This window comes from [Leptolyngbya] sp. PCC 7376 (assembly GCF_000316605.1).
Lineage (GTDB): Bacteria > Cyanobacteriota > Cyanobacteriia > Cyanobacteriales > MRBY01 > MRBY01.
On the sequence record NC_019683.1, the window covers coordinates 4,758,819 to 4,778,984 of the forward strand.

The following is a 20,166-nucleotide window of genomic DNA, read 5'->3' on the forward strand; positions in this document are numbered from 1 at the left end:
AGTTGATTGAATAAAAATATCGTCTCTTCAATTCTCAGCTTCATCTAGGGAATACAAGGTTGACATTTTTGCAGCAAATTCAGATTCTCCATTTGTGATGAGTTGATCATTCCTCCAAATCCAGGGTTTGCCAAATTGCCAATAGCGTTTCAGTGGAGTCAGAGGTAACGGGAAAAAGACTGAGCGATCGCCACTGACAGGTATGGGGAATCAAATTCTCTTGGTTTATAAACCATTGCCCCAACTGAGTGAGGCTGAAACTGGCTTTAATTTGTGCAACTTTAAATTGATCTGCGGTAACCGTTGCTCGGTGGGATGCAGTTAAACAAGCCATCATAGTGAGGTGATCATCTTGAGTAAACACACTGTAATGGCCAATATCTGCATGGTATTTCAGAGTAGAGGAGAGATCATCACTATAATTTTTTAGATATTTTTTCAAATCTCCATTCGATTGCGATATAGTTGCTCGTTGAAGCGTTAAGGTAAATGCCTGCTGAGTTAGTGTTTGTTTCATTCCATCTTGAAAATACCCGGGAATAATCTGGTTTATTTCCGCTTCGGTGAGCACATGAGTCGCAATATTTTGCCATCCATCAATCTGCTTTGGATCATAGTTAATAGCAGAAAGTGTATGAACCTCACTCAAAGAATTTAAGAGAAGTTTTAAGCTCACAGCGCAAAGGGCGATCACCTGTAAAAAGATAAATTTTTGATGCCACAGATTTAAACGTTTTGCCATTGCTGGACTTGCCATCCCCATAATGCTAAAGCACCCAAACCAATCACACTAAAAATCAGTGATCCGGTTCCTAAATGCCAATAGTCAAATGCAGCTTCATCTCCAAGGGAAACCAAAACCGCCATCATTGCAACTCGCATCCCATTTAGCAGAAAACCAATGGCGATCGCCCCACCTAGAAAAATGCTAGTTTTGCGCCAGTGAAATGGATTTAGTACAAGATAAATCAGACTAAAACCGACTAACTGCAAGATCATTTTTAGACCAGAACAGCCATGATAAACTTCGATTGTTCCAGTCCCTAGACGAATCAAAGTACCAATTCTTTCTGCTTGTAAACCAACAGAGAAGAGAATTAGATGGGTGAATTTTGCTGTCAATAATGATAAATCAACAATTACATAAATAATTTCCCAGGGAAATGCTAAAAATCCTAATAAAAAGAAGCCTGACCTGAAGATTCGAAAACTTTGCCAACCATAGCAAAGTAATCCCCAATTCGTAAGACTTAAAAATGGCAGTAGCCGTAAAAAGGCTTCATCTTCGCCATATCCCCATGCTTTCAGAATTAGCCATAAATTAATCCCAATTGCAGTGGCGATCGCTCCAATTTCAGATTTAGGATTATTCGTTAATTGTCCAGTGTCCCACCAGCAATAGAGTAGTGTAACTAAAAATAGACCTGTCACACTACTAACTTCTGGGCGATCGCTCTGTCGTAGCAGGACGAATAAAAGAGCAAGATAGCTACTGCCAAGGAACAATGGCATATTCTGTTTTAATCGTTTCAGAGAAAGTGCCACAGCATCAGTACAGGTTTGGGACAACAAATTTCAAACAACAAAAAAAGAGTCATGAATCTCTCACAACTCCAATATAAATAAAGCTTTTTACGGAAAATGTAATAGCTAATTAAAAGTGTCAAAGGGGTCAGAACTAGCGATAGATACAGTTAAGTCTCACATTAAGATTGACTTAAACCCAATACAGCACTCTAGTTCATTTAAGCAATTTACCCTTCACTAATTTGCTTCAAGTGAATATGCTTGTAACCAATTTTGATTTCAAACTCATCGCCGGGTTTAAGATTCATTTGATTCGTATAAGTTGAACCAATTACAATCTGACCATTTTTGTGAACACTAACGCGATAAGTTGGTTCGCGCCCGCGACCATCTTGGCTACCACCGGGATCCAAAGGTAAACCTTTTGCCTCAAGAACGGCATCATAGAAGCCTGTCAAATTCACACGAGTTTGACCATTTTTTGTAGTGCTATAGCCACAAAGTTTTGCTGTTTCGCGACGAGGCAAATGAGATAATTCTTTTACTTTACTAAGAAGCGCTTTCCCTTTTAGGGGAGCTGTTGCTGTTTCGCTCATAATCTCTCGAACTTTTTATGTTTTGTGTCGACGTTTTTCTCAGTGATAAATTTATCACATATGTAAATATAACCGCAAAAAAATAATTTTGATCAAAAAAATAAAAATCTTTTTCAAAAAATCATTTTCTATTTTTTTATAATCACTAAGCAATACTGAAATAAATGTCAAGTTTATTGAACTTTACTGCTTAGAGTCCGATCTTTTAAGCGGGCATTTTAAACTAGGGTTGAAGAGAATCGCCACAAAATTAGGCAAGCACAATGGATATTACATTACAAATCCAGCGTCAGTCAGAGAGAAATATAGCGCCAAAATTTAAGTCTTATCGATTATCTGTACCTGAGAGCACAACAATTTTAGATTGTTTAAATCAGATTAAATGGCAACAGGATGGGAGCCTTGCTTTTCGTAAAAACTGTCGCAATACCATCTGTGGAAGTTGTGCGATAACGATTAATGGTCGCTCTGCTTTGGCTTGTAAAGAAAATGTTGGGTCAGAGATCAAACGTTTACAGAAAATTGATCCTGATGCGGCCAAAGATCCTATTTTGGCGATCGCCCCATTAAAAAATATGCCGATTATCAAAGATTTAGTCGTTGATATGAAAGGGTTTTGGGATAACCTCGAAAACGTTGAACCCTATGTCAGTACCGGAGCTCGCCAAATTCCAGAACGCGAATTTTTACAGACGCCAGCGGAACGCGAACAATTAAATCAAACTGGTAATTGTATTCTTTGTGGCGCTTGTTATTCGGAATGTAATGCCGTTGCCGTTAATCCGAAATTTGCCGGTCCCCATGCCCTTGCTAAAGCTCAGCGAATGGTTGCCGATTCCCGCGATCGCCGCACCGATGAACGACTCGAAAATTATCACGATTCTGAATCTGGCGTCTGGGCCTGTACCCGTTGCTATCAATGCAATAGCGTTTGTCCCCAAGACGTAGCACCGATGGATCAGATTACCAAGATAAAAAGTCAACTACTTCAACGCCAAAACCCTAATACAAACCGGACAATCCGTCACCGTAAAACATTGATTAACCTCGTTAAACAAGGCGGTTGGATTGATGAACGACGCTTTGCCTTTCTTGTAATGGGTCTACAGAATGTTAGTGAAATTTTCCCGCTCGGTTGGCGGATGCTCACCCACGGAAAACTCCCTGTATCTTTCGAAGCATCGGAAGGAACAGCAGAAGTAAAAAGTTTAATTAAACAAGTGGAAACCCTTATCGAGTCCAGTTCTGATAATCCAGTAAAATAAGGATTCTAAAATAAACATCTTCTAAAAATTCTTAGATATAAATCCTATGGCAGCAAAGGCAATGGCTTCGACTGACACGGATGCAGTTTTGCGTCAATCTATTCTCGGTTCCCGCCGTTTTAGTAATTTCCTCTGGGCAACAGTCTCCGCAATTGGTGGCGTTGGTTTTCTTTTAGCTGGTTTATCGAGCTATTTCCATACTAATTTTTTAATTGTTAGTGATCCGAGCGCTCTCCAGTTTATTCCTCAGGGCGCTGCCCTCAGTTTTTATGGTCTAGCTGGAACTTCTCTCTCCCTTTACCTTTGGTTCGTTTCGTTTTTAAACGTCGGCGGTGGCTACAACGAATTTAATAAAGACACTGGCAAAGTGACAATCTTTCGCTATGGTTTTGTCGGCAAAAATCGCATCATTGATTTGAACTATAAACTCTCCGATATTGTCGCAATTCGAGCCGAAATTAAAGAGGGTTTAAATCCCCGCCGTGTCCTTTATCTACGCGTTAAAAATAAAGGCGATATTCCGATTACTCGCGTGGGTGAACCCATTGCCCTTTCTAAGCTCGAAAATCAAGGTGCTGAATTAGCGAGATTTTTAAGCCTACCTCTCGAAGGACTCTAAAACAGTGATGTTTACACCCTTAGTGTTTTAGTTCGAAAGCTATTTTTGGGAACTTTATGATGTGATCGACACGTCACGTCGAGTTCCCTCCTTTTTTTTATTGTTGCCGTTTTTAAGTTTACAGAGGAAAAAAATCCAAATGAGACATCCGTGGCAAGTTTTGTGCATCGCCATTTTGGTCGGAAGTTTAACGCTAGTAGGTTGTGCACCGACTCCAACTTCTGAGAGTAGTGACTCTACGACAACGACTGAATCAACCACAACGGTTAACCCGTTTGCTGAGTATACGCCCCGTTTAGAAGGTATGGCTAAGGTGGAAATGCTCGTCAATGGTGAGTCAATTATCATTGAGCTAAATGGTGAAGAAGCACCGATTACAGCGGGTAATTTTGCGGATTTGGTAGAACGCGGCGTCTATGATGGCCTCGCTTTCCACCGCGTCATTCGTGATCCTGAGCCTTTTGTCGCACAGGGTGGGGATCCAGTTGGTAAGGATCCAGATGTACCTATCGCTCAGTTAGGACGAGGTGGCTATACCGAGCCAGAAACAGGAGTTCGTCGGGATTTACCGCTAGAAATCAAGCTGAAGGATAGTGAAGAGCCTGTGTATGGCCGCGCTAGTCTTGATCCAACTAAGGTTGTCCTCAAACACGAAAAGGGGACGATCGCCATGGCCCGTTCCCAAGCGCCTAATTCGGCATCGGCACAGTTTTATTTCACGTTGGCTGAACTTGCTTTCCTTGATGGCAATTATGCAGTCTTCGGTAAAGTCGTCGAAGGAATTGATGTGGTTGATAATATCCAAATGGGCGATCGCATCGAATCAGCAACAATTATTGAAGGTCTAGACAACCTCATTAAATAAGTCTTGCTGAATTTTATTTAGGTTAATTAAATAGACCGAAATGTCGGGGTAATCTGAAAGAGATTGCCCTTTTTTATTTGTTGGGAGTCGTTGGAGTTAGCTCATGGTGCGCGTTGTCGTCACTGGCATTAGTTTGTGTTCGGGTCTAGGAAATCTTGCCCAGTCATGGCAAAGTCTACTTGATGGTCAAACGGCGATTCAGTTGCGACAACCTTTTCTTGAATTGCCTGTTATTCCAGTGGCGATGCTCGGGAAATATCCTCTCGATCTGGAGGCTTGGCGATCACAACTCGTGACTGAAGTTTTGGCAGATGCGAAATTAACTGGGCCATTAAAAAATTGTGCCGTGGTAGTGGGTTCAAGCCGCGGTTTTCAGGGCAGAATTGAAACCCTCAATCAGCGTTTTCATCAAGGTGATGGGTATTTATCAAACTGGTTAGAGCTTTTACCGCAACAGTTGGCGATCGCCACCGCCAAGCAAATTGGCTCGCAAAGCGGTTTACTTGCGCCGATGGGTGCTTGTACAACGGGTTTATGGTCGCTATGTCAGGGATTTGAACTATTACAGCGAGGCGAATGTCCGCAAGTTTTGGTTGGAGCCATTGAATCACCCATTACACAGCTAAGTATTGCTGGGTTTCAGAAAATGGGTGCGATGGCAGAACAAGGTTGTTTTCCGTTTGATAAACATCGCGAAGGGTTAGTGCTCGGGGAAAACGGCGCGATGATGATGCTCGAAAATTTGGATTCAGCGAAAAAGCGGCAAGCCAAAATTTATGGGGAAGTTCTCGGTTGGAGTTTCACTTGTGATGCTCACCATGTCAGCGCGCCCCAAAAGTCCCATCAACCTGCATTACGGGCGATCGCCCAATGTTTGGAACGGTCAAGTTTAAGTCCAGATGACATTGATCATATTCATCCCCACGGCACGAGCACGACACTCAATGACCAAGCCGAAGCCGCGATGATCACAGATTCATTTTCCCATCGTCCATGGGTAAGTGGCAGTAAAGGAGCAACGGGTCATAGCCTTGGTGCATCAGGTATTCTCAGCGCTGCTTTTTCGCTAATGATGTTGCGATCGCAACGGTTATTTCCTTGCGTGGGTCTTAGAAATCCTGAGTTTGATCTCAATTTTGTCTGGCAATCTCAACCCCAATCTCTCCGTCATGCCCTCTGTTTAAGTTTTGGGTTCGGTGGACAAAATGGGGCGATCGCCTTCAAATCCTTGACGAACTAATTATTAACATGAGTTCGGGATAAGAAAAATATGCAAAAGTTGTTCCTAATCTAGGGTTAAGGCTTATTTTTTCTATTAACCAGCAATTATTTTATGCAATCCTCTAGCGATTAAGCTAAATAAAGCAAAATACTTTCAATCAAAATGCCTTGTTGCAAATCAAAAAAGATACAAGACTCTAAACAAACTCTTGATTTATAAGAATTACAGCCTAACTTCTATAAGCTTCATCCCAATTGCTTAACCCGAACTCACGTTATTTAGAGAGTTTTGCAGGATAGAAAATGAATAGCTTACAGCCTGTCATAGATTGAGGAATATGGCTTGAGCCAATTGGATGGTGGATGAATGTGCCTGCAGGGTAGTCTCTCAGACCATCATTGAAGATGCCACTAATGACAAAAATCTCCTCTGAGTTGTCATCATGAGAGTCGATGCCATTCCATTTCGCACCGGGAGCAATCTCAACAACCATTGCTTGTGAATTTGACTTGCCTTGCCACAAAAGACAAACAGATATTCCTTCTGTCACATATTGGGGAGTGACATCTTCTAAGCGCTTCCAAACAATTTCTGTCATGAATTAAGGTTCTTTTTCTCACTACATTTGGAGATTATCATTCATGGCTTATTTATTAAAATGAATTATGTGAACTATTAATTCATTTTCTTCGATATCAATCAAAATGGAATTTAAGCATCTCCAAACTTTCCAAGCAGTTGCAACTGAAGGTAGTTTTCTCAAAGCTGCTGAAAAGTTGAAATACGCACAATCTACGATTACGCTGCACATTCAAAAGCTAGAAAAAGAATTGGGTGTTCAACTCTTCTCTCGCCAAAATAGACGAACCGAGCTGACAGTTGCAGGGAGAACACTACAGAGTCATGCTGAGCACCTGCTCTATAGGGCAGAACAGCTTCAACAAACAATGACTGGATTAGTCACAGGTGAAGCCGGGCAGCTACGAATTGGTTCTGTCGAACCTGTAGCTAGTGTTCATCTACCGACTGTCCTAGTTGAGTTTTGTCGTCAATACCCGAAAGTGAGGCTTACACTCGAAGTCGGTGTGACACGAACCATTAGTCGTAGGGTTGCTTCTGGGAAGTTAGATTTGGCGATTTGCTCGCCACCAGCAGCAAACCTAGGTTTAGACTTCCATATGTTATTCCAAGACCCAATCTCTTTACTTTTGCCAAAATCTCACATGCTTACTACAAGTCAAAATATTGCCATCACTGATCTTTCAGAAGAACGTTTGATCTTAACTGAAGAGCACTGTCCCTACCGTGATGTCTTAGAAAAAGCATTGCTTTCTCATAATATCAATCCATATTCAGGTGTTGAGAGTATGAGTTCGGGTGCTCTCAAGCAGATGGTTTGTCATGGGCTTGGTATTGGTATTTTACCAACAGCAGCGATCAATCCATTACCAAATAAAACTGTTGAGCGTCATTTAAGTGATCTGGACTTGTATCTCTCTATCGGCTTAGCAATAAATCCAGATATTGTTGTGCCAGGTTCAGCTCTCGCATCTTTGGCCACCGCTATAAAAAATCATTTTAATATAGCTTGATAGATGCCACTCAAGATGATTTGCTCGAAGTCATCAGTGCTTAGATTAGCTAGAACTTTTAGCCTACGTCTGTTTAAGAGAATTTGCTCAACTTGAACTCACGTTACTCAAGTAATGGCGATCGCCGAAACTGATCATTTTCGATCAAAGTATGCACCTGCCAATCCGGTTGAGTCGCCGCATAATCTAGGCGGTAATGGCCTCCTCGACTCTCAGTTCGCCATGCTGCACTTTTGAGGATGAGAAAAGCAACATCTGCCAAGTTACATGTTTCTGCATAGAGGCGAATCTCCGTTTCTGCATCGGGATGTTCCAATTGAATTTCAGCATCTTCTGCCAAATTCAAAAATTGCGCAAAAGGCATCCTATGCAACTGATCACGCCATGCCGACACCTGGGCGATCGCCTCATCGAGGGTTTGCTGATCACGACAAATCCCTGCACTTTGCCACAGTAAAAAAGGTAAATCTGCCCGAATGGTTTGGGCTTTAACAGTCTCTCGTCGCCAATGCTCTGTTATCACCTTAGGTACTATATTCTCTGTAAGCTCACTGGGAGCTGCAGGTTCAAAATTCTGTAACTGTGCCGCAAAAACCAAACATTCCAACAAAGAATTACTCGCTAATCGATTCGCGCCATGCACCCCAGTGCTCGACGTTTCGCCAATAGCATACAGTCCTGAAATGGAGGTCTCACAGATTGCGTCAGTTTTAATGCCACCCATCCAATAGTGCGCCGCCGGAGCAACAGGAATCGGTTCCGAAAAAACATCTACGCCATACTCTGCACAAAATCGAATGATATTGGGAAAACGTCGCCGCACTTTTTCTTCGGGAATAACGCTTAAATCAAGATAAACATTGGCATTGGCTGGATCGCCTGCATTTTCAGCGAGATAACTAAAAATGGCACGGCTCACCACATCTCGCGGCGCTAATTCCCCGTCTGGATGGTAATCAAAGGCAAAGCGATCACCATTAAAACCGAGCAGATGTGCTCCTTCGCCCCGCACTGCTTCACTAATTAAAAATCTGGGTGCACCGGGTTTCGATAATGCTGTCGGATGAAATTGGAAAAATTCAAGATCTCGTAATTGCGCCCCCAAACGCCATGCCAGAGCGACGCCATCCCCTGTACTGACGGTCGGATTCGTGGTTTGGGCAAAAACCTGTCCGCCACCACCGGTTGCTAAAATTATCGATCCCGAGGCAATCCAGCGGATTTGACCATCATGTAAAACACTGACCCCTTGGCATTTGCCGTCTTCATCTCGGCGTAACTGCAACGCAAAAGCTTGGGGCACCACGTGAATATTGGGGCGATCAAGCACTTGCTCAATCAGGGTGGTAATAATCGCTTTACCTGTCGTGTCCTTCGAGTGCAACACCCGTGGTCGAGAATGGGCAGCTTCAAGGGTCATCGCCAACTGACCATTTTTCCGATCAAAGTCCACTCCCATCTGCACCAAGTGATGAATAGCATCCTTGGCATTATCAACTAGAAACCTCACCGCTGCGGGGTCACAAAGACCAGCGCCAGCGGTAAGCGTATCCTTAAAATGTAGGTCTGGTGAATCTGTTGGGGCGATCGCCGCCGCAATGCCACCTTGTGCCCATTTACTCGATCCCGTGCGGAGCTTCGCCTTTGTGATTAAACCGACCCGTAAATGACTGGGTAATGATAATGCCGCATACAGACCAGCCGCACCACTCCCAATCACCACAACATCAAATTGGTTCGGCAAAGTTGTCTCACTGGTCATGCGTTTGCGGGGGCGGTAGGGCAGTTTAGGGCATAAATTCTAATCACTATAGCCTTAAAGTTCCGTTAATGCTCTACTCCTCTCGGATAGGCGATCACCCCTCGACCAGAAAAAATCAGCAGAGACTCAGTCTAAATTTTGGTGCAACTTTGCACCTCGAAGATAGGGCCAATCATGGCAATAGACATCGCATTTTCTAACACTTGACCCGTAACCGTCACATTTAAGTCTGGCTGCTGAAATTCTGAAGACAACTTCCGCAATTCATAAACTTGGGAGTCCGTCGCCACCAATGCCCACGTACCAACACCAACATTTCGCTTTTCAATTTTTCCAGTAAGTTCTGCCATCGTTATTTATGCTCCATTCCTACTTAGCAAAACAAGAAAAGAAAGAGGTGATCGCCCCTTCCTCTTAAATTTATGCAATTCTCATCCGGCTAAACCACTTCCAGTAATTGCCGTTGGCCTTCACTAATAAACGATTCCACCAGCTCCACATCTTCAGTACTACCAAGAATTGCTGGCGTTCTTTGGTGTAGCTTTGTCGGAATAAAATCGAGCAAAGGTTTTGTACCAGTACTCGCTTTTCCACCAGCCTGCTCCACAAGCCATGCCAACGGTGCAGTTTCATAAAGCAAGCGCAATTTACCCTCAGGTTTTTTCTGCGTGCCGGGATAGAGAAACACACCACCTTGAGTCAAAATCCGATGTAAATCTCCCACTAAAGCACCACTGTAGCGAGCCGTATAACCTTCATGGCGGTGCATGTAGCGAATATATTCACGAATAGATTCTTCCCACTGCCAGAAATTCCCTTCATTAACGCTGTAAATCTTGCCGTGTTTTGGCATCACAATATTTTCTTCAGCAAGAATGAATTCTCCCAAACTCGGGTCGAGAATAAATGAATGTACTCCTTTCCCGATGGAATAGACCAACATGGTCGAAGGGCCATAGAGAATATAGCCAGCCGCTAACTGTTTGTGGCCATTCTGAAGTAGGTCATCAGCCTCGCCATTAAGGTCTTCTCCTTCTTGCTGTCGAATCGCAAAAATTGACCCAACATTGAGATTAATATCAACATTTGAAGAGCCATCAATCGGATCGTAAAGTAGCGTGTAGCGGCCAACGGGACAATTCTCAGGAATATAGTAAGGCTTCTCCATTTCTTCGGAAGCAAGGCGACAAACTAATCCACTTTCTTTAAAGACAGAAATAAAAACATCATTGGCATAAACATCCATTTTTTTAACGGATTCACCTTGGACATTTTCCTCCCCAGTAAAGCCTAAAACCCCTTCCATCAGACCAGCACGACTGAGACGGCGAGCGATCAATTTTCCAGCGAGGGCGATGCGATTCATGATGGCACTGATATCTTGTGCCTCAGCATCAAAACTCTGAAGTTGTTGGAGGATATGGCGCGAGAGGGTCATGCAATCGCGATTAAGGCTGGGACTTTCAACAAAGCTTGTGGATGGTACTGTCATATGCATTCTGCTCCTGTGCCTGCAATCTCCATGCTAACGAGCGGATTTATCAATTAGGTTAGGAGACGGGATTAGTTAACAGTTTGGAGAATTTATTAACAGTTTGAGCATAGTAATTTACGTTTAAAAAGAATAAAAAATATATCGTTATTCAGAATCTCTTTCTAATTTCACCTGGCTCTCTCTCAGCAAAAGAGAGATGCCAAAAGCATGAAAATAACAAATATAAAAACTATCTTTAATTCTGCTCAATAAAAGTCTATTTTTGTTGGCGACTAACGCCCATCAAAATAAGTGGCAGCAGCAAGTCCTGAGGCGATCGCCCCTTCGGCACCATTACCTAAACACCAGTCTCCACAAAGAATAAGCGGTAACTCTAATGGGAGATAGAGATGACTTTCACTGAATGTTTTGTCAGGGAGAGCATATCGCCAACGATGAATTTGATGCCAACTTGGTTGGGACAGGTTGAGTAATTGTCGGATTTCTCTGATTAAAGTTTGGGCGATTGGCTGAAGATTATCGGCATCTAAATATTTTTCGGTAAAAGTGGCATTCGTTTGGAGTACGAGGGTCTGGGCTTGGGGCGATCGCTTCTTGCCATCGAGAATAATTTTCTTAAAACTAGGGTGATCACTTAAACATAATTCTTGCCATGGAAAGTTTAAATTCAATTCTTCAAAACCGAGCATTAGGGATATGGCTGGTTCATAGGTGACAGACTGGAGGCGATCGCCCAACTCTCTTGTCACGAAATTTTCGACTAAGGGTACGGCTTGAGATGCTGGAATCGCAAGAATAATAGCTTTCGCTTCTACTGTTTCATTATTTTTAAAGTGAAGCTGCCAATGGTTTTCTGCTGGAATAATTTTGTCGAGATGGAATGAACGATTAATCGTTAGGTCACGAGCAAGATATTTGGCGATCGCCGTCATACCATTTGGGGCAGCATAAAAATTTTCAGTCTCTAAAGTCTGCCAAGCATCAACAGAATTAGAATCACTATGCGCCACTTTCCAAGGTGAGATGATTTGTTCTGCCAGAAGCTTTTCAGTTAGTGCTTGCGTATGTGGCCCTTGAATATTCCAACTGGGGAGACCATGATCGAGCCGAATATCATTCACTCGTCGCGTCGCCAAACGACCGCCGACACCGCGAGACTTATCAAATAACCCGATCTTGAGACCCTTTTTCTGACATTCCACTGCCGCAGAAATTCCGGCTAAACCAACACCAATAACCGCCACATCCAACATAGGTTTCACAAGCTCTCACAATTTTGAGCAATAAAAAAGCGACTTCTTCAAAAAGCCGCCAACAATTTTATAAGGTATGAAATTTCTGCTTAGTTTGCACAAGCAACACAGCCATCAGAACCTTCTTTGAAGTCATCTTTTTGGACGGTGCGAATATAGTAAATTGCCTTACAGCCTTCTTTCCAAGCCATAACCAGTGTGTCGAAAATATCTTTTGCTTTAAGTGATCGCTCGGGCTCATCAGCAAAATAAACACCTTGGTTGAGGTTGAAAATTAACTCCATCGAAATACCGGTATCAATCCACTTTTGCATCGTGGCAACAGCTTTTACAACGGTCTTTTGATCAAGACTCTTATTCTCTTGATAGAACCAGAAAGAATCGGCAATATAAGGCGGTGCAATAGGTACAGTGCCCTTCGCCCATTTGTCATAAAAGAATTTGCTGTAGGCTGGCAAAATACTTGCGGTACAACCCTGCACTAGAGAAGAAGAAGTATTCGGGGCGATCGCCGTAATGTGAGAATTACGAATACCATATTCTTTGACATCAACGCTGAGGGCTTCCCAACGGTCAGTCTTGTAAGTATTTTCGCGATACCATTCGATTGGTTTTGCTCCAATCAAATTGCCCTTACTCCATTCGCTCCCCTCAAATGCGGCATAAGCACCCCGCTCTTTCGCCAGGTCTACAGAAGTACGAGTGCAATAGTAACCAATATCTTCAAATAAACGGTCAATTTCATCAATGTTGCTGTAACGGAGTTTCCGTTTTGCGAGCCAATCCGCTAGACCCATCGCACCAACACCGATTGTGCGGTAACGCTTGTTGTGAATACTGCTGTCTTCGAAAGGCGTATTGGTAATTTCGATGGTGTTATCGAGGAGCCGTACCGCAATTTCACAGACTTCACCTAGTTCCTCATCGCTAATATTGGCGAGATTTAGAGAATCTAAATTACAGGTATGGGCAAATTTACCGGGGACAACATTAGAAAAAGATTCGACACAGAGGTTAACGCCGGGAATATAGCCTTCATGTTGGTTCGGGTTAGCGCGATTGATTGTGTCCTTAAAGGCAACATAGGGCATCCCTGTCTCGATCTGCGATCGCATGATTTCTTTAAACAGGTGACGGGCATCAATACGTTTGTAGAGCTTAATTTCTTTGTCGAGACTGGCCTCGATCTGACGGTAGGCCGCATCAAATTTTTCACCCCAAAGCTCTGCTAACTCAATGCCTAGTTTTTGCTGAACTTCGAAGGGATCCACTAGTGTCCAAGATTCTTCATTTTCGACGCGACGCATAAATTCATCAGTCGCGACAATCTGTGGGAAGACATCATAGGCTTTGCGACGCTGATCACCATTTTCGGTCTGCATCTCCAAAAATTCCGGCACATCTAAATGCCAAACATCGAGAGAGACTGTAATCGCCCCTGCTCGTCTGCCACCCTGATTGACGGCGATCGCCGTGTCATTGAGTAACTTAATCCAAGGAATCACACCGCCAGAGGCATTCTCTTTGCCCATCACTTTACTGCCAGTCGCGCGAATTCGACTGACATTACAGCCAACGCCACCACCATTTTTAGAGATGCGGGCAGCATTGGTGATTTCGCGGAAAATACTTTCGAGGTTGTCCTCCATCGCAATGATGAAACAGCTCGATAGAGAACCATTCGGAACGCGTAAATTCGCTAAGATTGGCGTCGCTAGAGAAACCTTCCGAGTGGCGATCGCCTCATAAAATTTCTTCGCCCACTTCAATCGATTCTCTGGCTTTTCAGGCAGTGCAAGAAGCAATGCACAGGTTAAAAATGCTTCCTGAGGCAACTCATGATCCAGCAGATAACGCTTCGTGAGGAGTACCGCGCCCGCATAGTCATAGTCCATATCCCAATCGGATTTTAGCCAACTATTCGCTTCCTCTAATTCTGTGGCGGAATATTGCAACAGGCGGTCATCATAAGCACCTTCTGCCACTTTATCCGTGACCAACTGAGCGTAGTTGCCATATTGATAGCCGCGCTCAACTAAAGTATCTTTCCACAAACTCCAGATATGCAAACGGCCTGCAACGTATCGCCAATCTGGTTCTTCTGGGCTACACATTTCCAACGCACATTGGATCAAATTTTCTTGAATTTCTCTGGTGGTAACCCCATCCTTGAGACGCGTTTTGAGGCCAGCTTCTAATTCAATCGTATTCGCATCAAGACCTTGACAAGCCCATTCCACAACATCGCGAATTCGAGACACATCGAGGGGCGATCGCTTCCCATTGCGCTTGACAACGTAAATAGTAGCCTCTTTAGCGGGGGTAGAAGGCTGTGGTGAATGGGTTACGCTCTCGCTAGTGTAGGGTTGCGTGGTCTTAAGCATAAAACTGACTGTTAGTGATTCCAGTAATCAGTTTAGCGGAAAATACCATATTGGTAGTGCTAAATGAACAGATTTTTTATTCTTTGCCCCTACATAAAGTATCAATAATCCTGTACTGATAAGATTAGTAAATATTCTAATAAAAAGTCCCGATATTAAACGCCATACGGCATTGTCAACTTAACTGAAGATGCTAGGAATGTAGCTACTATTTTTCTGTAAGAGCGGCTGTTTCTCATTTAGGCAGCTCTCTCTAAGCGTGTTACTTCCTGCCAACTCTCTATCCGTTGGCTCAGTCGCCAGATAGATTAAGACACTCCATAATGGTTTTGCAGACAGGCTCAGAATTGAGATTCACATGACGTATCAAACTAAATGGCTACTGCTATATCTGCTGGCTTAACTTGCCTACGACGAAGGTGGTTGGCAGAGGTTTGAGCAAACTTATGACACCATTGGCGGATAGTTTCATAAGTGATATCAATGCCGCGGTATTGCATCATCTTTTGGATATCGCAGTAGCTCAAGGAAAATGTGTAGTAGAGCCAGATGCAATGGCAGATTATCTCGCTCGGATAGCGATGTCTTTTGTAGAAATGATTCATTAGCTCATCCTACAGAATCTTCGCAATGAGAACCTTTCACTTAAGTTGACAATGCCGTCCATTGCTATATCTCGCTCACTGTCCGTCAAGCTACTAGAATATGGCGTTTCTTCCCATTCTAGCCTTTCTCAGAGCTCTCAAATGAGTTCTATATATTTACTTGTCTAAACTGTAAGATAGAGACGTTTTATTCGCTTTGGGGACAATATGAGCCGTTCGCTGCCAATCTCCGCTTATTATCACCAACGTACAAAATACGACCCCGAAACGATCGCCCAGCGTGGCAAACAACTGGATTGGTCAAAGCAACCCAGCCCATTTAAAGCTTACAAAATTGGTACAAGCTACGATCTCAAGCCTTACTTAGAACTCGATAAGAACGAACCAGAGTGGGAAGCCCTGTCATTTTTTCTTCTGCTCAGCTACGGACTGACTGCCAAAATTGCGACAGGTGGCGGCCAATCCATGTATCTCCGGTCGGCTCCCTCTGCTGGGGGACTGTATCCCGCTGAGGTTTATCTCATCTCCAGAGGGACTGAGCTTTTACCCGCTGGTCTTTATCATTACCAACCCCAAACCCATAATCTCTTGCGGTTTTGGGATGATCACTGCTGGGCAGAACTCCGGGAAGCCTGTTTTCTTCATCCAGCTCTCGAAAAAACACAATTGGCTCTGGTGACCACTGCAATCTTTTATCGGTCAGCTTGGCGTTATGAAGATCGAGCCTATCGTCGCGTTTTTCTTGATACGGGTCATCTCCTCGGTAATTTCAATCTGGCAGCGTCGATTCATGGATTTCGACCCCATCTCATCGGTGGGTTTAGCGATCGCCTCATGGATGAGTTGTTATATCTCGACGGTGAAGCGGAATCGGTTACTAGTGTGCTCGCCTTGAATACCAATCCCCAAAACTCTAGTTTTGGTCGCACAACTTTGCCGTCACCCGCCATGCTGGATTATCCAGAGTTGGATGATGGGGAGTTATTATCTGCGCTTCACCAAGCCTCAAAAATTATCACCAAGGCATCTGTCCCGCCCCGGCAACCTGATGCCCTCGAAGATAAATATAATTTTCCCTTTGGATTAAAGGTTTCCCTCGCCAGTATCTCTGCTGAGACTCGCTACAGTACTCGCATTGATTGGGGAGAGGACTTAGAAGAGCTTGAGGAAACAATACTCAAACGCCGTTCGACGCGAGGTTATACCGGAGAAGCATTAACCTTTGATGAACTAAAACAACTTCTGAACTTTACTTACCACCCTGAAGATTATGGTGAGCAGGGTTTGATGGATGACCCAGATTATTTTGACCTGAGTTTAATCGAAACATTTGTGGCAGTTTCCGGTGTGGAAGGGCTCGATTCGGGTTGTTATTATTACGCGCCAAAGGCTCAAGAATTAAGGCAAATTCGGTTTAAAAACTTCCGCGAAGAGTTGCATTATCTTTGTCTCGGCCAAAATCTTGGGCGGGATGCTGGCGCCTTAGTTTTCCATACAGCAGATCTTGCCTTGGCTGTCTCTCGGTATGGCGATCGCGCGTATCGATATCTTCATCTTGATGCAGGTCAACTCGGACAAAGGTTTAATCTGGCTGCGATTCAGTTGGGCTTAGGTGTGAGTGGCATTGCGGGTTTCTTTGATGATCAAGTGAATGATGTGTTGGGCATTCCTGATGATGAAGCGGTGCTATATATCACGACTTTGGGCGTTCCACGTGATCAGTAAAACATAGGATGTGGGCATCCATTGAAGTCTAAAAAAGTCGTGGAATATTTAAAGAATAGGTGTTGACAGAGACCTGAGGTGGCGCACAAGCAATTCGAAAACCAACCGAATCTACCTGAAAGTCGAGATCGATAACGTATCGAAATGCTGACCGACAATATCTAGGGTGATTGAACCAGGAGCCGCCACGGAGCACTTTTGCCTCTTGATTTTCTGAGTGTTGCCATGCGCTAGCGTCCTGTGGAGCCTCTTCATAATTTCTGTGATAATCGTCTTCACACCACTCCCAGACATTACCGTGCATATCGTAGAGTTGAAAATTGTTTGAGTCGAAAGATCCTACGGGTGTTGTTCGTCCGCGAAATTTTTCTATAGTGTTATTACCGTAAACTTCGTTCGCATTGAAGTTCGCAATTTCGCCATTTATCGTTTGGCCGAAATGGAAAGATTTATAGTAATGCTTGTTCCAGTTTTCTGGGGTCATTTCCGCAGCCATATGTTTGCCTACAACCCCACGACAGGAGTATTCCCACTCCGCCTCGGTCGGTAAACGATATTGGATTTTGGATTCTTTACTTAAGCGCGCACAAAATTCCTTCGCATCTAGCCATGACACTTGTTCAACGGGTAGATTATCTCCCTCAAACTTTGATGGCTTTGCGTCAAGTTCTCGCTCAATCGGTCTCCAGCCTGCCACAACTTTCCACTGAGCTTGGGTTATTGGGTACTTACCAAGAAAAAATTCAGGCACTTCAACCCAGTGCTGGGGAGATTCGTTTTGGTACCAGTCATTGCCATATTCTTTCCGAAGTCTGTCTATTTCGGCTTCTGAGGTGCCCATCCAGAATCCACCTCCATCGATCTTTGTCATATCAATGGCGATTTCCTCTGGCTCCTCTACGAGGATTTCTTTGTAGTGGATGATTTCTAACATGGAGTCTCAGAAGTAACAAGCATACTCTCTCAGCATATCGAACTCTTCAGTGCTGTAATCAAGAAAATGTAATGAGTGACTTTACATAAATTTGCTTTCTTGATCAGCAAGCTTATGCAGTTTTGGTTAAACAAATGTTTGTCTAAGGGCATGGTCAACTTAAGTGAAAGGTTTTCACTTAAGTTGACCATGCCTTTTAATCTAGGAGAGTTTCAATTCAGTAATGCTATACGCCAGTTGCGCAGTAAATTAATGCTTCCATTGACTCTGAATTTTGCAAACAATGCCATAGTCAAGTCAACCATCTGTCTCGATTTTGAGACAACTTTCGTCCTGCGATGAAACCTAGCGAACCAATGGCGATTATCTGAATTGTTTCTCTCAATTGCTATTGTCTCTTTCTTGCTAATGACATGAAAAGCATCTGGGTGATTCTCTAATAGCTGTTGATAGGGTTTCCAATTATCGGTGCAATAGACAGTGATTTGCCATTGCGAGAACCGCTCTAGTAAATGACCTAAAGTTCGACTATCACGACTTCCCAATTCCCAGTCAATGAGTCGCCCAGTATTACGGTCATATGCTTTCCAGACCCAAAGTTTGTTTTTTTCTCTTGGATAAAATGCCATAGCTCATCTAGCTCCACCACGACAGCAGACTCAGGAGTGGGCTTTTCATAATTGGCTTCACCGAAATCTCTTACCCAATTGAGCACTGATTGAGCTGATACACCGAGAATCTTGGCTGTCGCATTCATGGACATACCACTCATATACATCAATACAGCTTCTAATTTCATCCAGAGAGGCTTCCCTCGTTCTTTCGAGAAGTTCGTAAATTGATAATTACACTGCTTACACTTAAATCGTTGACGATTTTTAGCAAATCCACTTTTGATAATGTTTTGAGCGTTACATTGAGGACAATGAATTGTCATAGAGAGAATTTTAAGGAAACGACTCCCCCCATTTTGCTATAGCATTACCTACTTGAAACTCTCTAATCTAGATATAGACTTCTCTCTTCATTCTAAAACTATCCGGCCACTGCTACAGAAAGGATCGCTCAGATAAATAAAAAACCGAGGAATTTAATTCCTCGGCTCAACATAATCATGTAATTTCCAAAAGAAGCTGAAGATTAATAGCTTCAGTTCAACATAATTCTTAATTACGCTTTAACAGCAGCTTTAGCAGTGAGTTCACCGCTTGCATACTTCGCAGCAAAGTCATCAAGAGCGATTTGCTTGATCTTAGTACCTTGACCAGCACACCAGAACTGTTGATAGCGATCGCTACAAACTTGTTGCATGTACTTGATAGAAGGCTTGAGGAAGTGGCGAGGATCGAAGTTCTTAGGATCCTTAGTAGCAGCTTCACGAATTGCAGCAGTGATTGCCAAACGGTTGTCAGTGTCGATGTTAACTTTGCGAACACCGCTCTTGATACCCTTTTGGATTTCTTCTACAGGTACACCATAAGTTTCAGGGATTGCACCGCCATGAGCATTGATCATGTCCAACCACTCTTGGGGTACGGAAGAAGAACCGTGCATTACCAAGTGAGTGTTGGGGAGACGATCGTGAATCTCAGCGATACGGCTGATAGCAAGAATTTCACCAGTAGGCTTACGAGTAAACTTGTATGCACCGTGGCTAGTACCAATTGCAACCGCAAGGGCATCAACCTGAGTACGCTCTACGAATTCAACAGCTTCATCAGGATCAGTGAGAAGTTGGTCTTTGCTGAGTGCGCCTTCAAAACCATGGCCGTCTTCTGCTTCACCCATGCCAGTTTCGAGGGAGCCGAGACAACCGAGTTCACCTTCTACAGATGCACCAACGGAGTGAGCAACCTTCACAACTTCAGCGGTAACGCTAACGTTGTAGTCGAAGCTTGCGGGAGTCTTCGCATCTGCTTCGAGAGAACCATCCATCATTACGGAAGTAAAACCGTTACGGATAGCAGAGTAGCAAGTCGCAGGGCTGTTGCCGTGATCCTGGTGCATTGCTACGGGGATGTGGGGGTAGCTTTCTACTGCTGCGAGAACGAGGTGGCGGAGGAAGTTTTCGCCAGCATACTTACGCGCACCACGGGAAGCTTGGAGAATAACAGGGCTATTTGTCTCATCAGCAGCCTGCATGATGGACAGAATCTGTTCCATGTTGTTGACGTTGAATGCAGGAATGCCGTAGCCGTTCTCTGCCGCGTGATCTAAGAGCAGACGCATTGGGACGAGTGCCATAGATGTCCTCCTATATTACTTGCTTATTTTTGGCTTTTTATTGTCAAGAAAGTTAATTCTCTTATTTGTCAATATTAA

19 protein-coding genes are annotated in these 20,166 nt (G+C 43.7%); 6 read left to right on the forward strand and 13 right to left on the reverse strand.

The annotated features are described in order from the left end of the window. Nucleotides 1–106 precede the first annotated feature (106 nt). The 3 genes from LEPTO7376_RS21340 to LEPTO7376_RS21350 all read right to left on the reverse strand — a co-directional run bounded on the left by LEPTO7376_RS21340 (nucleotide 107) and on the right by LEPTO7376_RS21350 (nucleotide 2,123). A complete protein-coding gene (locus LEPTO7376_RS21340) occupies nucleotides 107–742 on the reverse strand; it encodes a hypothetical protein (protein WP_041764316.1) in 636 nt (211 codons plus the stop codon). Beyond that, complete coding sequence (locus LEPTO7376_RS24040; protein WP_051188839.1) at nucleotides 727–1,569, reverse strand: archaeosortase/exosortase family protein; 843 nt, start codon at nucleotides 1,567–1,569, stop codon at nucleotides 727–729. The genes LEPTO7376_RS21340 and LEPTO7376_RS24040 overlap by 16 nt, the downstream gene beginning before the upstream one ends. Nucleotides 1,570–1,754: 185 nt before the next feature. Continuing rightward, nucleotides 1,755–2,123 (reverse strand): AbrB family transcriptional regulator, encoded by a 369-nt coding sequence (locus tag LEPTO7376_RS21350; RefSeq protein ID WP_015136092.1) that lies wholly within the window; start codon nucleotides 2,121–2,123, stop codon nucleotides 1,755–1,757. Nucleotides 2,124–2,386: 263 nt separating this feature from the next. Here LEPTO7376_RS21350 and LEPTO7376_RS21355 point away from each other — a divergent pair, with 263 nt between their 5' ends. The 4 genes from LEPTO7376_RS21355 to LEPTO7376_RS21370 all read left to right on the forward strand — a co-directional run bounded on the left by LEPTO7376_RS21355 (nucleotide 2,387) and on the right by LEPTO7376_RS21370 (nucleotide 6,112). Continuing rightward, nucleotides 2,387–3,388 carry a succinate dehydrogenase/fumarate reductase iron-sulfur subunit gene (locus tag LEPTO7376_RS21355; RefSeq protein ID WP_015136093.1) on the forward strand — a complete coding sequence of 334 codons (1,002 nt, stop codon included), beginning with the start codon at nucleotides 2,387–2,389 and terminating at the stop codon, nucleotides 3,386–3,388. 46 nt (nucleotides 3,389–3,434) lie between these two features. Further along, the gene (locus LEPTO7376_RS21360; RefSeq protein ID WP_015136094.1) at nucleotides 3,435–4,007 is read left to right on the forward strand and encodes a photosystem I assembly protein Ycf4; all 573 of its coding nucleotides are present in this window, start codon (nucleotides 3,435–3,437) and stop codon (nucleotides 4,005–4,007) included. Nucleotides 4,008–4,146: 139 nt separating this feature from the next. Further along, on the forward strand, nucleotides 4,147–4,872 hold the full coding sequence (locus LEPTO7376_RS21365) for a peptidylprolyl isomerase (protein WP_015136095.1): 726 nt from the start codon (nucleotides 4,147–4,149) through the stop codon (nucleotides 4,870–4,872). Nucleotides 4,873–4,978: 106 nt separating this feature from the next. After that, nucleotides 4,979–6,112: a beta-ketoacyl-ACP synthase gene (locus tag LEPTO7376_RS21370; RefSeq protein ID WP_160148667.1), complete on the forward strand. Its 1,134-nt coding sequence runs from the start codon at nucleotides 4,979–4,981 to the stop codon at nucleotides 6,110–6,112. A 256-nt stretch (nucleotides 6,113–6,368) separates the two neighbouring features. Here LEPTO7376_RS21370 and LEPTO7376_RS21375 read toward each other — a convergent pair whose 3' ends face one another. Next, the gene (locus LEPTO7376_RS21375) at nucleotides 6,369–6,692 is read right to left on the reverse strand and encodes a cupin domain-containing protein (RefSeq protein ID WP_015136097.1); all 324 of its coding nucleotides are present in this window, start codon (nucleotides 6,690–6,692) and stop codon (nucleotides 6,369–6,371) included. A 106-nt stretch (nucleotides 6,693–6,798) separates the two neighbouring features. Here LEPTO7376_RS21375 and LEPTO7376_RS21380 point away from each other — a divergent pair, with 106 nt between their 5' ends. Continuing rightward, entirely contained in the window at nucleotides 6,799–7,686 is an 888-nt protein-coding gene (locus LEPTO7376_RS21380) for a LysR family transcriptional regulator (protein ID WP_015136098.1), read from the forward strand. 103 nt (nucleotides 7,687–7,789) lie between these two features. Here the strand turns inward: LEPTO7376_RS21380 and nadB are convergent, their stop codons facing one another. The 6 genes from nadB to LEPTO7376_RS26685 form a co-directional block, all read right to left on the reverse strand. After that, entirely contained in the window at nucleotides 7,790–9,448 is a 1,659-nt protein-coding gene (nadB, locus tag LEPTO7376_RS21385; protein ID WP_015136099.1) for an L-aspartate oxidase, read from the reverse strand. Nucleotides 9,449–9,579: 131 nt separating this feature from the next. Further along, entirely contained in the window at nucleotides 9,580–9,798 is a 219-nt protein-coding gene (locus tag LEPTO7376_RS21390) for a hypothetical protein (protein WP_015136100.1), read from the reverse strand. Nucleotides 9,799–9,887: 89 nt separating this feature from the next. After that, nucleotides 9,888–10,940, reverse strand: a complete 1,053-nt coding sequence (gene fbp, locus LEPTO7376_RS21395; protein ID WP_015136101.1) for a class 1 fructose-bisphosphatase — start codon at nucleotides 10,938–10,940, stop codon at nucleotides 9,888–9,890. 275 nt (nucleotides 10,941–11,215) lie between these two features. Then, nucleotides 11,216–12,196, reverse strand: coding sequence for an NAD(P)/FAD-dependent oxidoreductase (locus LEPTO7376_RS21400; protein WP_015136102.1), 981 nt, complete (start codon nucleotides 12,194–12,196; stop codon nucleotides 11,216–11,218). Nucleotides 12,197–12,285: 89 nt separating this feature from the next. Further along, nucleotides 12,286–14,580 (reverse strand): ribonucleoside-diphosphate reductase subunit alpha, encoded by a 2,295-nt coding sequence (locus LEPTO7376_RS21405; protein ID WP_015136103.1) that lies wholly within the window; start codon nucleotides 14,578–14,580, stop codon nucleotides 12,286–12,288. Between the two features lie 371 nt (nucleotides 14,581–14,951). Next, entirely contained in the window at nucleotides 14,952–15,185 is a 234-nt protein-coding gene (locus LEPTO7376_RS26685; RefSeq protein ID WP_160148544.1) for a hypothetical protein, read from the reverse strand. A 207-nt stretch (nucleotides 15,186–15,392) separates the two neighbouring features. Between LEPTO7376_RS26685 and LEPTO7376_RS21410 the strand changes: the two genes are divergently transcribed. Next, nucleotides 15,393–16,910, forward strand: coding sequence for a SagB/ThcOx family dehydrogenase (locus tag LEPTO7376_RS21410; RefSeq protein WP_015136104.1), 1,518 nt, complete (start codon nucleotides 15,393–15,395; stop codon nucleotides 16,908–16,910). 28 nt (nucleotides 16,911–16,938) lie between these two features. On the opposite strand, the gene LEPTO7376_RS21415 is transcribed toward LEPTO7376_RS21410, so the two are convergent. The 3 genes from LEPTO7376_RS21415 to fba form a co-directional block, all read right to left on the reverse strand. Further along, nucleotides 16,939–17,844 carry a formylglycine-generating enzyme family protein gene (locus LEPTO7376_RS21415; RefSeq protein WP_015136105.1) on the reverse strand — a complete coding sequence of 302 codons (906 nt, stop codon included), beginning with the start codon at nucleotides 17,842–17,844 and terminating at the stop codon, nucleotides 16,939–16,941. A 212-nt stretch (nucleotides 17,845–18,056) separates the two neighbouring features. Further along, nucleotides 18,057–18,781, reverse strand: a protein-coding gene (locus LEPTO7376_RS26085) for an IS1 family transposase (RefSeq protein ID WP_015136106.1) whose coding sequence is annotated in 2 segments (ribosomal slippage) — nucleotides 18,057–18,454 and nucleotides 18,454–18,781 — 726 coding nt in all. Because the reading frame shifts where the segments join, the coding sequence is not laid out codon by codon here. A 233-nt stretch (nucleotides 18,782–19,014) separates the two neighbouring features. After that, nucleotides 19,015–20,088, reverse strand: coding sequence for a class II fructose-bisphosphate aldolase (gene fba / locus LEPTO7376_RS21430; protein WP_015136107.1), 1,074 nt, complete (start codon nucleotides 20,086–20,088; stop codon nucleotides 19,015–19,017). Between the last annotated feature and the right edge of the window lie 78 nt (nucleotides 20,089–20,166).